The following is a 13,404-nucleotide window of genomic DNA, read 5'->3' on the forward strand; positions in this document are numbered from 1 at the left end:
CTGCTCGCGCTCATGCCCGAGCTCGGCCAGCGTTCGCCCAAGACCATCGCCGCTCTGGCGGGCCTCGCGCCGCTCAACCGCGACAGCGGCGCCTTCCGCGGCAAGCGCGCCATTGCCGGGGGCAGACCGCGCCTGCGACAGGCCCTCTACATGGCCGCCGTCGCAACCATCCGCTCCCGCTCGCGCTTCGCGACCCTCTACAAAACCATGACTGCCGCCGGAAAACCCGCAAAGGTCGCCCTCATCGCCATCGCCCGAAAAATCCTCGTCACCGCAAACGCCGTCCTGCGCGACAAACGCTCCTTCCAGCCACGATGAAACACAGTTGCCGGGTCGACCTGCGGTCGCCCAGGATGACGGCGGGTTTCCACGTAAAATCATTAAGCTCTGATCGGCGCCCCGCATAAAAAAACACCCCGGAGAGAGCGTTGCCGCCTCCGGGGTGATCGATGTTTCAGACCGCGGAGCGGGTCGTCTAGCGGAAGACGACGCTCACGACTTCATAGGACTTGCCGCCGCCGGGCGTGTTGACCTGGACGGAGTCGCCGACCTTCTTGCCGATCAGCGCGCGGGCGATCGGCGAGCCGATCGAGACCTTGCCGGAGCGGACGTCGGATTCGGGCTCGCCGACGATCTGGTACATCTTCTTCTCTTCGGTATCGTCGTCGATCAGCTGCACGGTCGCACCGAACTTGATCGTGTCGCCGCCGAGCTTCGAGACATCGATGATGTCGGCGCGGCCGATCAGGGATTCGAGCTCCATGATCCGGCCTTCATTGAGGGCCTGCGATTCCTTGGCCGCGTGATACTCGGCGTTCTCCGAGAGATCGCCGTGGGCGCGCGCTTCCGAGATCGCCAGGATGATGCGCTGGCGCTGCACCTGCTGGCGGTCCTTCAGCTCGGCCTCGAGAGCAGCGAAGCCGCCCGCGGTCATAGGAACCTTTTCCATCGTCTCATCCCGATTTTCGAAAGCAGTGAGCCGCCGGCAGCGTTCCTCGCCGCCTGCGTCCTGCTTCCGATCGTTTGTAGAACCGCCCCGGCGCGCTGTTTTCAGGCTGCGCGCACGAAGTAGGATTGTAGCGATCGTACTTCGAGATCGCCGCTGCAATAGGCCTTGATGCCTTCTGCAGCCGCGATCGCTCCGGCCAAGGTGGTATAATAGGGCACCTTGTGCAAGAGGGCCGTGCGGCGAAGCGAGCGCGAATCCGCCAATGCTTGTGGGCCATCGGTGGTATTGAAGACAAGCTGGATTTCGCCGTTCTTGATGGCGTCGACGACGTGGGGTCGGCCTTCCAGAACCTTGTTGATTTTGGCGGCCGAAATGCCCTCGTCCTGCAGCAGGCGCAGCGTGCCGCCGGTGGCGAGAATCCGGAAGCCGAGATCGGCCAGGATGCGCATCGAGGGCACGATGCGCGGCTTGTCCTCGTCACGCACGGAGACGAAGACCGTGCCCTTGACCGGCACTTTCGAGCCGGCGCCGAGCTGGCTCTTGGCAAAGGCGATGTCGAAGGAGCGGTCGAGCCCGATGACCTCGCCCGTCGAGCGCATTTCGGGGCCGAGCAGCACATCGACGCCGGGGAAGCGGGCGAAGGGGAAGACCGCTTCCTTGACGCCGACATGGTCGAGCTTTTCGGATTTCAGGCCGAAGCTCGCCAGGCTCTCGCCGGCCATGATGCGGGCAGCGATCTTGGCGACGGGGATGCCGACGACCTTGGCGACGAAGGGCACCGTGCGCGACGCCCGCGGGTTCACTTCGAGCACGTAGATGACGCCGTTCTGGATGGCGTACTGCACGTTCATCAGGCCGCCGACATCGAGCGCCAGCGCCATCGCCTTGGTCTGGCGCTCCAGCTCGGCGATGGTCTCGGGCGACAGCGATCGCGGCGGCAGCGAGCAGGCCGAATCGCCGGAATGGATGCCGGCTTCCTCGATATGCTCCATGATGCCGGCGATGAAGGCGTCCTTGCCGTCGCTGAGGCAGTCGACATCGACCTCGATGGCGTCCGACAGATAGCGGTCGAACAGCAGCGGGTTCTTGCCGAGAACGGTGTTGATCTGGCCGGTCTTGTCGTTGGGATATTTGGCCTTGACCTCGGAGGGGATCAGCGAGGGCAGGGTGCCCAGCAGATAATCCTCGAACATCACCTCGTCGCGGATGATCGCCATGGCGCGGCCGCCGAGCACATAGGACGGACGCACGACGAAGGGCAGGCCGAGTTCGCCCGCGATCATGCGGGCCTGCTCGACCGAATAGGCGATGCCGTTCTTGGGCTGCTTCAGGCCGAGCTTGTCGAGCAGGCGCTTGAAGCGGTCGCGGTCCTCGGCGAGGTCGATCATGTCGGGCGAGGTGCCGAGGATCGGGATGCCGGCCTCTTCGAGCGCGTTGGCGAGCTTCAGCGGGGTCTGGCCGCCGAACTGGACGATGACGCCGTGCAGCGTGCCATTCTGCCTCTCGGTGTCAAGGATTTCGAGCACGTCCTCGGCGGTCAGCGGTTCGAAATAGAGCCGGTCCGAGGTGTCGTAATCGGTCGAGACCGTCTCGGGATTGCAGTTGACCATGATGGTCTCATAACCGGCATCGCGCAGCGAATAGCAGGCATGGCAGCAGCAATAATCGAACTCGATGCCCTGGCCGATGCGGTTGGGGCCGCCGCCGAGAATGACGACTTTCTTCTTGTCCGAGGGGCGCGCCTCGTCGGCGGCCTTGCCGGCGAAGGGCATCGCATAGGTCGAGTACATATAGGCGGTCGGCGAGGCGAATTCGGCGGCGCAGGTGTCGATGCGCTTGTAGACGGGGCGCACATCGAGCGAGCGCCTGAGCGCCCTGACCTCGGCCTCGCTCTTACCGGCGACGGCGGCGAGGCGTTTGTCGGAGAAGCCCATCGCCTTGACCTGGCGGAAGGCGCCCGGGGTCTGCGGCAGGCCGAATTTGCGGACCTTTTCCTCGGTGTCGACGATCTGGCGCATCTGCTCGAGGAACCAGGGGTCGATCTTGCAGCTCTCGTGGATCTGCTCGTCGGTGAAGCCGAAGCGCATGGCCTGCGCGACATGCAGGATGCGGTCTGGCGTCGGCGTCGAGAGCGCGGCCTTGATCGCGTTCCTGTCGTCGCCGTGGCCCATACCATCGACCTCGATCTCGTCGAGCCCGTCGAGGCCGGTCTCCAGCGAGCGCAGCGCCTTCTGCAGCGATTCCTGGAAGGTCCGGCCGATCGCCATGGCCTCGCCGACCGACTTCATCGCGGTGGTCAGGGTCGGCTCGGCGCCGGGGAATTTCTCGAAGGCAAAGCGCGGGATCTTGGTGACGACATAGTCGATCGTCGGCTCGAAGGAGGCCGGCGTCGCGCCGCCGGTGATGTCGTTCTCGATCTCGTCGAGCGTATAGCCGACGGCCAGACGCGCCGCGACCTTGGCGATCGGGAAGCCGGTGGCTTTGGACGCCAGGGCCGACGAGCGCGAGACGCGCGGGTTCATCTCGATGACGATCATGCGGCCGGTCTCGGGATCGACCGCGAACTGCACGTTCGAGCCGCCGGTCTCGACGCCGATCTCGCGCAGCACCGCCAGCGAGGCGTCGCGCATGATCTGGTATTCCTTGTCCGTCAGCGTCAGCGCCGGCGCGACCGTGATCGAATCGCCGGTATGGACGCCCATCGGATCGATGTTCTCGATCGAGCAGACGATGATGCAGTTGTCCTTCTTGTCGCGGACAACCTCCATCTCGTACTCTTTCCAGCCGAGCACGCTTTCCTCGATCAGGACCTCGCTCGTCGGCGAGGCATCCATGCCGCGCTCGACGATGTCGATGAACTCGCTCTTGTTGTAGGCGATGCCGCCGCCCGTGCCGCCCATGGTGAAGGACGGGCGGATGATCGCGGGCAGGCCGATATCCTCGAGCGCGTCGAGCGCCTGTCCGAGCGTCTTGATGTGGTGCGAGCGCGGCGTGTCCAGGCCGATCTTGGTCATCGCCTCGCGGAACAGCTCGCGGTCCTCGGCCTTGTCGATCGCCTCGGCGGTGGCGCCGATCATCTCGACGTCGAACTTCTCGAGAACGCTGATCTTGCGGCCCGATGCGTCGGTGAGCGTCTTCTTGTTCAGGGAGAGCGCGCAGTTCAGCGCGGTCTGGCCGCCCATGGTCGGCAGCAGCGCAAAGCCGCCGGGCAGGACGTTGCGCTCCTTCTCGATGATCTTGGCGACGATCTCGGGCGTGATCGGCTCGACATAAGTGGCGTCGGCCAGGTCCGGATCGGTCATGATCGTCGCCGGGTTCGAATTGACCAGGACGATGCGATAGCCCTCGGCCTTCAGCGTCTTGCACGCCTGGGTGCCGGAATAGTCGAACTCGCAGGCCTGGCCGATAATGATGGGCCCTGCGCCGATGATCAGGATCGTCTTGATGTCTGTGCGCTTCGGCATGATCTCGGCTCGGTCTTCGCGTGGGCGCGCGCAGCCTGATCCGATCGAACGAGCGGAGGCCGGCGAGCGCCTGAATGAATGCTAGGCGCTCGCTATAGAGTGGAGCAGCGGCGGGGGGAAGCGGAAACCGTCATACTGCCTGTGTTCGGGGCGCTTAACGCACAGGCTGTGGCTCTGCCTCGATGGGCGCGATCTCCAGTGCGCGCCGTGCGGGGCGGCGCCGGCGCATCGCGATGAAGAGCACGGCGAGCGCCGCCACCTCGCAGGCCGCGCCGACGAAGCCGAGCGGCCAGGTGCCGAAATGGCGCAGGGTCTGCTGGCCCAGCGCCGCGCCGGCCGCAATGCCGAAATACAGCGCCGAGGCGTTCAGCGAGAGCGCGACCACGGCGGCATCGGGCGCCATCGCGGCAAGCCTCGACATCTGCGAGGGGTGTCCGGCCCAGCCGGCCGCGCTCCAGATCAGCAGGATCGCGGGCAGGACGAAGATGGCGCTGGACGGCTCAAGAGACACCGCCGCAAGCGAAGCCGCCAGCAGCGATGCCGCCAGCACGCTCAGCACGATCAGGAGCGTGCGCTCCGGGCCGTAGCGGTCGCTGGCGATGCCGCCGAGCTGGTTGCCGATGGCCGAGCCGATGCCGGAGATGACGAGCGCGCCGCCCAGCCAGGCGCCGGTGATGCCGGCATGGGCGGCCAGGAACGGCGCGACATAGGTGTAGAGCGTGAAGGCGCCGGTGGTCCAAAGCATGGTCGTGGCCAGAGCGAGCAGCACGTCGCCACGGCGCGCGACCTGCAGCCGTTCCTGCAGCGTGTTGCTGCCGCGCGGCAGGCCGGCGGGCAACCTCAAGAGAATCCCAATCAGCGCGAGCGCGCTGAACAGGGTGACGATCAGGAAGGCGAGGTGCCAGCCGCCGAAGGCGACCACCGCCGTGCCCAGGGGGACGCCGAGAATCAGCGCCACCGTCATGCCGCCGGTGACGAGCGCGATGGCGCGGCCGCGCCGCTCCGGCGGCACGAGAGCAACCGCGACCGCATTGGCCGCGGGCATGTAGACGCCGGCCGCCAGCGCCATGACGACGCGCGCCGCCATCACCAGCGTGAAGTCGCTGGCCAGCGCCGCGCCGAGATTGGCCAGCCCGAACACGGCCATGGCTGAAGCCAGAACAGTCTTGCGATCGATATCGCCCAGCATGGTCGAGAGTACCGGCGAGCCGATCGCATAGGCCAGCGCGAAGATCGAGATCAGCAGGCCCGCGGTGTCGACGGATACGCCGAGGCCGGCCGAGAGGTTCGGCAAAATGCCGGTGATGATGAGGCTGCCGGTGCCGATGGCGAAAGCGCCGCCGGCCAGCCAGAGGAGACGTGCGTCCATAGGACCGTCCTTAAAAATCTCCGGTTCCCCGGAATTTCAATGATCGTTGAATTTAGGTTTGCGACCGGGATGAGGTCAAGCCTAATTTCAATGAATGTTGAATATTGTCAGGAGCGTCCGGATCGCTTATTTCAGAGGCATGAAGCCGGTTTCTCATCCCGATATGGACATGGTCGAGCCCGCTGCGGTGTTCGCGGCGCTGGCGGACCCGATTCGCCTCGCCGTCGTGGTGGCGCTTGCCGATGGCGAGGAGGTCGAGGCGCGCTGCGGTAGCTTCTGCGACCTCGCCTCGCCGTCGCTGCTGACCTATCACTTCGCCAAATTGCGCGAGGCCGGGGTGACCAAGGCGCGTGTCGAAGGCACGTCCCGCTTCATCAGCTTGCGTCGCGAGGAGTTCGACCGGCGCTTTCCCGGCCTGCTCGACAGCGTGATCGAGGCCGCCCGGCGCGACCCGAACCTGCCGCGCATTCCCGATGGGCAGCTGGTCCGCGGCTGAGGTCGATCAAGTTATCGGCGCTGGCTTTTCGAGCCCTCATCCTGAGGAGCCGCGCAGCGGCGTCTCGAAGGATGCTCCAGAGGGCGCCATCATCACAAACTGAAGCATCCTTCGAGACGCACTTCCTTTCGGAAGTGCTCCTCAGGATGAGGGCTCGCGCGTCGAAAACGCACACGCCTGCGGGTAAAGCTTCGCCCCGTTGATTTACGCATCGGAGGGTATAGCGTCGCCTCTTCCGCGATGGCGTCAGGCCGGATCGCGTCAAAGCCGGCTGCGCCCAACCCAAGGAGCATGGCCATGCGTGAAGCCGACCCTCAAAAGCTCGACGCCCTGGTGGGGCGACTGGTCGGAGATGTCGGAGCGTCGGTGACCGGCGCGCTCGTCGTCCTCGGCGATCAGCTCGGCCTCTACAAGGCCATGGCGGACGGGAAGCCGGTGACGGCCGAGGAACTCGCCACCAAGACCGGCTTCAAGGAGCGCTATGTCCGGGAGTGGCTCTCGGCCCAGGCGGCGGCCGAGTACATCGACTATGACGGCGACACTGATCGGTTCAGCCTCTCGGCCGAACAGGCGATGGCCTTTGCGGACGAGGGCAGTCCTGCCTTTTTCGCCGGCGCCTTCGAGATCGTCCGGGCGATGTGGCTCGACGAGCCCAAGATCGCCGACGCCTTCAAAACGGGCGCGGGCGTCGGCTGGCACGAGCACAGCACATGCCTGTTCCGTGGCACGGAGCGCTTCTTCCGGCCCGGCTACAACAGCAACCTCAACAACAGCTGGATACCCGCCCTCGACGGGGTCAAGGCCAAGCTCGAAAAGGGCGCCCGCGTCGCCGATGTCGGCTGCGGCCATGGCGCCTCGACCGTGCTGATGGCGCAGGCCTTTCCGAATTCATACTTCTTCGGCTTCGATTACCACGGTCCGTCGATCGACAAGGCGCGGGAGGCCGCGACCAAGGCGGGCGTCGATGACCGGGTTGTCTTCGAGCAGGCCTCGGCCAAGACCTATCCGGCGCGGGGCTATGATCTCGTCGCGATGTTCGACTGCCTGCACGATATGGGCGACCCTGCCGGGGCTGGCCGTCACGTCAAGGAAACGCTCGCCGATGACGGCACATGGATGATCGTCGAGCCCTTCGCGCATGATCACCTGAAGGACAACATCAATCCGGTCGGGCGGATCTTCTACGGGGCATCGACGATGATCTGTACGCCCGCCTCGCTCTCTCAGGAGGTCGGCCTCGGGCTTGGCGCCCAGGCCGGCGAGATGCGGCTGCGCAAGGTCGCGCTCGATGCCGGCTTCTCCCGCTTCCGCCGCGCCACGGAGACGCCGTTCAACATGGTCTTCGAGGTGCGGGCCTGAGTAGGCCGTTTAGGCTCGGAAACGGGCCGTCATCCTGGATAAGCGGCGAAGCCGCGCAGATCCGGGATCCATCCTAGAGTGCCAATCCTTGCCAGAGCGCCGATTCTGGCAATGACTTGGCCCTTCGATGGATCCCGGGCCTCCGCTTCGCTACGCCCAGGATGACGGTGTGCGTTCGAGCATGAGCAGCCTGCTCAACAGTCCGCGCCAGCTTACGAGCAGATAATGGTAAAACTCCGCCGGGCGCGAATTTCCTGTGCGGGGAGCCAGCTTTCGAGTTGTGGTCCTGCTCGTATTAAGCAATGTTATATCGTTGCATAACGAGATTGGCCGGCTGTCCCGAACGAGGATGCGTCCGGTCCAAGGAGACTACGACCTATGAGCCGACCGTCCGTTGCCGCCCGTTTCGCCGCCTGCCTTGCGCTTGTCTGTCTCGCCACATCCGGCCCGGCAGATGCCCATGACCACACCGTGCTGCGCGGCAGGCTGGTCTTCGCCGACCATGAAAAGCCGGTGGTGCGCGTGCTCGATCTCGACACCGGCGAGGTCACGCACAGCTTCGATCTGCCCAAGGCCAATCCCGGTTTCGCCGGCGTCGAGGGCGGCCGCTATGTCGTGATCAAGACGGGGGACGAGGCGGGCACGATCCGCTTCCTCGATACCGGCCTCACCGTCGAATCGCATGGCGACCATGTCGACATCGACAAGGGTGAGGTGAAGCTGCTCGATTTCGCCGTGACCGGTGACAAACCGGCCCATATCGTCTCGGCCAAGGGCGAACTGGCGCTGTTCTATGACGGGGTTCGCCCCTGGGAGCGCAAAAGCGAGGCGAAGGCCGTTCTCATCCCGATCAGGAGCCTCGCCTTGAAGGCGCCGGAGGTGACGATCTGGCCAAGCCCCGCGCCGCAGCACGGCATCGTCATTCCGCTGGGTGGGCGGCAATGGCTGATGTCGGTGCCCAACCCCGTCTACGCCAAGGGCGAGGATCGCAGCGCCTCGTCGCGGCCCGACGGTTTCGAAATCCTCGAACGCGGCGGCAAGGGCTGGAAGCGGCTTGCGCTCTTCAACGACAGCGCCCGCACGGACGCGTCCTGCAAGCTGTTCCACGGCTATGCCGCTTCCAGAGGCAGCCATGTCTTCGGCTGCGCGGAAGGGACGGATGGCGGCATGCTCGTGCTGTCGCAGGGCGGGAAGGGCCGCTGGAGCGGGCGCAGGATCGCCTATCCCGACGAGCGCCGCGTCAGCGCCATCAAGGCCCGTGAGGGCGCGCGCTACATGGTCGGCAATTACGGGCTGAAGGCGCCCTATGATGCGCTGCTGCGGATCGACCCTGCGGCGAAGGCGGGCGGCGCCGCCGATGTCCTGCCGGTTCCGGGCGGGCAGGCGGCCTGCCAGTTCGAGCTGAGTGGCAAGGGCGACCGGCTGGTCAATCTGACGCCGGACGGCAAGCTGCGCGTCTACGAAATCGCGCCAAGCTGGCGGGAGCTTGCCAGCTTCGATGCGGTTGCGGGCTTCGATTGCCAGTATGGCGCGAAGACGCCGACGCCGACGCCGGGCCTTGCCGTGATCGGCGGCAGCGCCTTCGTCAGCGATCCCGGCAATGGGCGTATCCGCGAATACCATCTCGACACGCTGAAGCAGGGGCTCGACCTGCCGGTCGGCGGCATGCCGGCCAATCTCGCCGGCAGCGATGCGGGTTGAAGCGCGATGATTTGATCTGGAAACTCGCCGTCATCCCGGACAAGCGGCTTTAGCCGCGCAGCTCCGGCAGCCATCATAGGGAACCGAGCTCTACGATGGATCCCGGGTCTCCGCTTCGCTACGCCGGGGATGACGGCGTGTTTCCACGCAAGATCATCAAGCTCTCTTAGAGACAGTTGGAGAATTCAGCCCTCATCCTGAGGAGCCGCGAAGCGGCGTCTCGAAGGATGTTTCAGGAGGCTCCCGAACCATCTGGAGGATCCTTCGAGACGCCATTCCTGACGAAATGGCTCCTCAGGATGAGGGCTGTAGGCGTTTTCAAACGGCTCCAAGCGCCACCGTCTGCCATCCGGGTTAGGCATCGGCTTTCTCCGAAAACCGCGCCCCATTTTTCGGGCCGATGCCTTATAGACTGCCCGGATGCCGTTTCGCCGATTCCCTCGCCAGTCGCGCCAGCTCGTCGCCTATATCTTCTCCGGTGGAGTCACGGCGGTCGCGCATTATGCGCTGCTGATCGGGCTGGTGGAGCTTGGCGGGGTCGATCCCGTGCCGGCGACGCTTGCCGGCTTCGTGCTGGGTGCGGTGGTGTCCTACACGCTGAACCGCTGGCTCACCTTCGATGCAACGCATTCCCATGCGCAGGCGACCTGGCGTTTCGCCCTGATCGCGCTTGGCGGCTTCGTGCTCACCGGCATCCTGATGCATCTTTTCGTGGCGCGGGCCGGGTTGCCCTATCTGCCGATGCAACTCGTCACCACGGGGATCGTGATGGTGTTCTCGTTCCTCGGGCACAAGTTCTTTTCGTTCGCCGATCGGGCGGGATGAGGAGCGGGCTAGGACGCGACCTCGGCCAGGGACTTGCGCCCCGCAGCGAGGTCAGCGAGCACACCGACATGAACATCCAGGGCGTCGATGACGGTATAGCCCGGGTCTTGCCCGTCGAACGCCAAATTGAGGTCGGTCCCTGCGAGAACGATCGCGTCGGCTCCCGCCGCGGTCATCCGCCTGCCTGCGTCGAGGAAGCGCTCGCGCTGTGCGGCTGAACAGGTGCCGGCGACTGCGACGTCCTGATAGGTCTGGCCGAGAATCTCGATTTCATCGTCCAGCGCAATTGCATCGGTATGGCCGAGCTGGCCGTAAAGGCGCGTGCGCATCACCACCCGGGTTCCCAGAAGCCCGATCCGCTTGATGCCTCGTTCAACGAAATAGGCGTCGAGCGGCGCGACAGCCGAGACGATCGGCAATGGCGACAGGGCCGCCAGCTCGGCCAGGCAGAAATGCGCCCCGAGCGATGTCAGTGCGAGGCAATCGCAGCCCGCATCCTTCAGGCGCGTGGCGAGCGGAAGAAACGCCTGTGCCTGCTCGGCCCTGAGATCGGCGAGATTGTTGCGGATCAGTTCCTGAATCTCGCCATGAGCGATCGTCAGCTCGAGCCTCGATACGCCACGTGCCGCTGCAGCAGCCGTGAGACGCTGATAGTAGACCACCGTCGCCGCCACGCCGATGCCGCCGATCAAGCCGATATGCATTGGATCATGTCCTTAAGAGCGGCGGTTGTGGCGGGTCACGCGGGGTTCGTTCCCACGAATGTCATCCGGTGCGGGTTGTGCCCGAAATTTGGCTGTCGCTGCACGTCGTCATAGCCGGCCGCACGGATCAGTCCGACAATGTCGGCCTCGGCATAGGTTGCCAGACCGTATTGCGCCCTGAGCTTGCGGTAGTCCGAGAAGGCGGTACGGACGAGGCCCGCCAGCGCCGCCATCAGGAAGCCGCCGCGCCAGGCGAAGGCGAGCAGCTGCGAGGCATCGGTCAGCGGGCTGACATCGGGCGGAATCACGTCGGCGATCACGAGCTTTCCGCCGGGCTTGAGCTTGCTGCGCCAGAGGGCGAGCAGCGCTGTCAGTTCCTCGCGGCCGAGATACTGGATCAGCGAATTGGCGACGACGAGATCGAGCATGTTCTCCGGGAGTGCCGCGACCTCTTCCGGCGAGACGACGGAGACATTGTCCCGCCGGCCGAGCATGGCGCGCAGCTTGTCCCTGACATTGGGAGCGGCTTCGCAAAGATAAAGCCTGCCGCAGGCGGCAGCGACGCGCGCGGCATCGAGCGCCTCGCCGCAGCCATGGTCGAGCACGACTGCGTCGCGGGCCGGGATATGCGAGATCAGGTCGGTGGCGATCTGGCGGTAATGCAAAGCCTTGTGGCGCGGCGACACGTAGATCGCATGCTCGCCATTCCAGAAATCACGCCAGGACATGCTCTCGCCATTCGCCGTTGCGGGCAGCATCTCGCCGCCGTTCGACCAACGACTAAGCCGATGGCGGTCCGTTTCGCAACTGTCGCTGTCGTTCCTCCTGCACCGCGTCCGAAAAGCGGATGCCGATCTCGCGATTCCGGATCCAGACCAGTTCGGCTGTCCTGAAATCCTCGTCGTTGCCGGCACGGTAGAGCAGTTCGAGGGGCAGCGGCCGGTCGCTCTGGGGCTGAAGGCGGGCGCCGATCGGCGACAGGTCGAGCACGCGGCACTCGACCAGGAGGCGCCGGGACGCATCGAACAGCCTTGCCGAGCGCAAGCGCGCCCGCCAGCGCTTCCCGCGTCTTTGCTCCATTATGCGTAGCCTTCCAGCCATTGCGAGTCGGAAGCAGAGCCTAGACAATGAGCATGGAGCGAGGCTGATGCAGATGTCGGCCACAGCTCTCCTTCCGGCGCAACGTTCTGTCGCGTCGAAGTCAACACCCGCTGGCTCAGGATCCGCGATGCTGCTCTTGCCAAAACTGCTCAAGCGCTTTGTCCGCAAGGGCCAACTGACCGTCATTACGCCCGACAACCAGCGCCACGTCTTCGGCTCGGGGCCGGAGGAGATTCTGTTCGCCGGGCAGCGCAAGCTCGCCCCGGCCGTTACCGTGCGCTTCCATGACGACAGGATCGAGCGCGAGATCTTCCTCAACCCGGAGCTGGCACTGGCCGAGGGCTATATGGATGGCCGGATCGATTTCGAGGATGGCTCCTCGATCCATGATCTGCTCGCGCTGTTCTGGATGCAGCGGAAGGAGCTGCGCAAGCACCCGATCCAGAAGGTCATCCGCAATGTCCGCTTCCGCATCCGGCGCTTCCGGATGCACAACCCGCTCGGGAAGGCGGGCAAGAAGGTCAAGCACCATTACGACATCCCGACCGAGTTCTATAAGCTCTGGCTCGACGAGACGATGACCTATTCCTGCGGGTATTGGCAGTCTCCCGACATAGGATTGGAACAATCGCAGAAGGCCAAGCTGCGCCACATCGCGGCCAAGCTCAAGATCGAGCCGGGCATGAGCGTGCTCGATATCGGCTCGGGCTGGGGCGAGCTTTCGATCTATCTGGCCAAGGCCTGCGGCGCCAGGGTGACCGGCCTCAACGTCTCGCCGGACCAGATGGCCGCAGCTCAGAAGCGCGCGGAGGCGGCGGGCGTCGGCGACAGCGTGACCTTCATCAACAAGGACTATCGCGAGCTGACCGGCAGCTTCGACCGGGTCGTCTCTGTCGGCATGATGGAGCATGTCGGCGTCGCGCATTACCTCGAATATTTCGAGAAGATCCGCGATCTGCTGCCGGCCGAGGGCATCGCGCTGGTGCATTGCATCGGCCGCGTCGGCCCGCCCGGCTTCACCGGGCCGTTCTTCGACAAATACATTTTTCCCGGCGGCTATGCCCCGGCGATGTCGGAGGTTTTCGCGGCGGTCGAGCAGACAGGGCTGTGGTCGTCGGATTGCGAGTTCTGGCGGCGGCACTACCACTGGACGCTGGAAGCCTGGCGCGAGCGCTTCATGGCCAGGCGCGAGGAGGTCGTCGCCATGATGGGCGAGCGCTTCGCGCGGATGTGGGAGTTTTATCTCTGCGCCTGCTCGATCTCCTTCGACATCGGCGGCGACATGGTGTTCCAGCTCCTGCTTGGCCCGCACAAGAGCGCGGTGCCCATGATCCGCGACTACATCACCGATGCGGAAAAGGCGCTGGAGGCGCGGGGGTTCTAAAGGCGCGCTCGCGGGCTTTGCGTATCTGCCCCCGCGCCGCGAAACATTTTCG

General features: G+C 65.0%; 12 protein-coding genes. 6 read left to right on the forward strand and 6 right to left on the reverse strand.

What is annotated here, in order from left to right; genetic code table 11:
- On the forward strand, positions 1–318 hold a 318-nt coding region (locus C4S73_RS07485), incomplete at its 5' end, for a transposase (protein ID WP_146071295.1).
- Positions 319–475: 157 nt separating this feature from the next.
- Here the strand turns inward: C4S73_RS07485 and greA are convergent.
- The 3 genes from greA to C4S73_RS07500 all read right to left on the reverse strand — a co-directional run bounded on the left by greA (position 476) and on the right by C4S73_RS07500 (position 5,782).
- Positions 476–949 (reverse strand): transcription elongation factor GreA, encoded by a 474-nt coding sequence (gene greA / locus C4S73_RS07490; protein WP_103871892.1) that lies wholly within the window; start codon positions 947–949, stop codon positions 476–478.
- Positions 950–1,050: 101 nt separating this feature from the next.
- Positions 1,051–4,413 (reverse strand): carbamoyl-phosphate synthase large subunit, encoded by a 3,363-nt coding sequence (gene carB / locus C4S73_RS07495; protein WP_103871893.1) that lies wholly within the window; start codon positions 4,411–4,413, stop codon positions 1,051–1,053.
- Between the two features lie 154 nt (positions 4,414–4,567).
- Positions 4,568–5,782, reverse strand: coding sequence for an MFS transporter (locus tag C4S73_RS07500; RefSeq protein ID WP_103871894.1), 1,215 nt, complete (start codon positions 5,780–5,782; stop codon positions 4,568–4,570).
- Positions 5,783–5,951: 169 nt separating this feature from the next.
- Here C4S73_RS07500 and C4S73_RS07505 point away from each other — a divergent pair, with 169 nt between their 5' ends.
- The 4 genes from C4S73_RS07505 to C4S73_RS07520 all read left to right on the forward strand — a co-directional run bounded on the left by C4S73_RS07505 (position 5,952) and on the right by C4S73_RS07520 (position 10,163).
- Complete coding sequence (locus tag C4S73_RS07505; RefSeq protein WP_244595488.1) at positions 5,952–6,278, forward strand: ArsR/SmtB family transcription factor; 327 nt, start codon at positions 5,952–5,954, stop codon at positions 6,276–6,278.
- Positions 6,279–6,575: 297 nt separating this feature from the next.
- Positions 6,576–7,637 carry a methyltransferase domain-containing protein gene (locus tag C4S73_RS07510; RefSeq protein ID WP_103872393.1) on the forward strand — a complete coding sequence of 354 codons (1,062 nt, stop codon included), beginning with the start codon at positions 6,576–6,578 and terminating at the stop codon, positions 7,635–7,637.
- A 378-nt stretch (positions 7,638–8,015) separates the two neighbouring features.
- Entirely contained in the window at positions 8,016–9,338 is a 1,323-nt protein-coding gene (locus C4S73_RS07515; protein WP_200827961.1) for a hypothetical protein, read from the forward strand.
- Between the two features lie 420 nt (positions 9,339–9,758).
- Positions 9,759–10,163, forward strand: coding sequence for a GtrA family protein (locus C4S73_RS07520; protein ID WP_103871895.1), 405 nt, complete (start codon positions 9,759–9,761; stop codon positions 10,161–10,163).
- Positions 10,164–10,171: 8 nt separating this feature from the next.
- Here the strand turns inward: C4S73_RS07520 and C4S73_RS07525 are convergent, their stop codons facing one another.
- From C4S73_RS07525 to C4S73_RS28155, 3 genes are read right to left on the reverse strand one after another with little or no spacing between them, the layout of a single operon-like run.
- Positions 10,172–10,867, reverse strand: a complete 696-nt coding sequence (locus C4S73_RS07525) for an aspartate/glutamate racemase family protein (protein ID WP_103871896.1) — start codon at positions 10,865–10,867, stop codon at positions 10,172–10,174.
- 35 nt (positions 10,868–10,902) lie between these two features.
- Positions 10,903–11,625, reverse strand: a complete 723-nt coding sequence (locus tag C4S73_RS07530; protein WP_244595489.1) for a class I SAM-dependent methyltransferase — start codon at positions 11,623–11,625, stop codon at positions 10,903–10,905.
- Between the two features lie 22 nt (positions 11,626–11,647).
- Positions 11,648–11,947 (reverse strand): PilZ domain-containing protein, encoded by a 300-nt coding sequence (locus C4S73_RS28155; protein ID WP_103871897.1) that lies wholly within the window; start codon positions 11,945–11,947, stop codon positions 11,648–11,650.
- 148 nt (positions 11,948–12,095) lie between these two features.
- On the opposite strand from C4S73_RS28155, the gene C4S73_RS07540 reads away from it, so the two are divergent.
- Positions 12,096–13,352: an SAM-dependent methyltransferase gene (locus tag C4S73_RS07540; RefSeq protein ID WP_103871898.1), complete on the forward strand. Its 1,257-nt coding sequence runs from the start codon at positions 12,096–12,098 to the stop codon at positions 13,350–13,352.
- Positions 13,353–13,404 lie beyond the last annotated feature (52 nt).

The sequence above is a fragment of the Allobosea lathyri genome (assembly GCF_900108245.1).
Taxonomy (GTDB): domain Bacteria; phylum Pseudomonadota; class Alphaproteobacteria; order Rhizobiales; family Beijerinckiaceae; genus Allobosea; species Allobosea lathyri.

What these genes read in the sequence shown, in the direction of transcription:
- C4S73_RS28155 (WP_103871897.1), bottom strand. Translation starts at nt 11,947, where the DNA reads ATGGAGCAAAGACGCGGGAAGCGCTGGCGGGCGCGCTTGCGCTCGGCA.
- carB (WP_103871893.1), bottom strand. Translation starts at nt 4,413, where the DNA reads ATGCCGAAGCGCACAGACATCAAGACGATCCTGATCATCGGCGCAGGG.
- greA (WP_103871892.1), bottom strand. Translation starts at nt 949, where the DNA reads ATGGAAAAGGTTCCTATGACCGCGGGCGGCTTCGCTGCTCTCGAGGCC.
- C4S73_RS07515 (WP_200827961.1), top strand. Translation starts at nt 8,016, where the DNA reads ATGAGCCGACCGTCCGTTGCCGCCCGTTTCGCCGCCTGCCTTGCGCTT.
- C4S73_RS07500 (WP_103871894.1), bottom strand. Translation starts at nt 5,782, where the DNA reads ATGGACGCACGTCTCCTCTGGCTGGCCGGCGGCGCTTTCGCCATCGGC.
- C4S73_RS07510 (WP_103872393.1), top strand. Translation starts at nt 6,576, where the DNA reads ATGCGTGAAGCCGACCCTCAAAAGCTCGACGCCCTGGTGGGGCGACTG.
- C4S73_RS07540 (WP_103871898.1), top strand. Translation starts at nt 12,096, where the DNA reads ATGCTGCTCTTGCCAAAACTGCTCAAGCGCTTTGTCCGCAAGGGCCAA.
- C4S73_RS07520 (WP_103871895.1), top strand. Translation starts at nt 9,759, where the DNA reads ATGCCGTTTCGCCGATTCCCTCGCCAGTCGCGCCAGCTCGTCGCCTAT.
- C4S73_RS07525 (WP_103871896.1), bottom strand. Translation starts at nt 10,867, where the DNA reads ATGCATATCGGCTTGATCGGCGGCATCGGCGTGGCGGCGACGGTGGTC.
- C4S73_RS07505 (WP_244595488.1), top strand. Translation starts at nt 5,952, where the DNA reads ATGGTCGAGCCCGCTGCGGTGTTCGCGGCGCTGGCGGACCCGATTCGC.
- C4S73_RS07530 (WP_244595489.1), bottom strand. Translation starts at nt 11,625, where the DNA reads ATGCTGCCCGCAACGGCGAATGGCGAGAGCATGTCCTGGCGTGATTTC.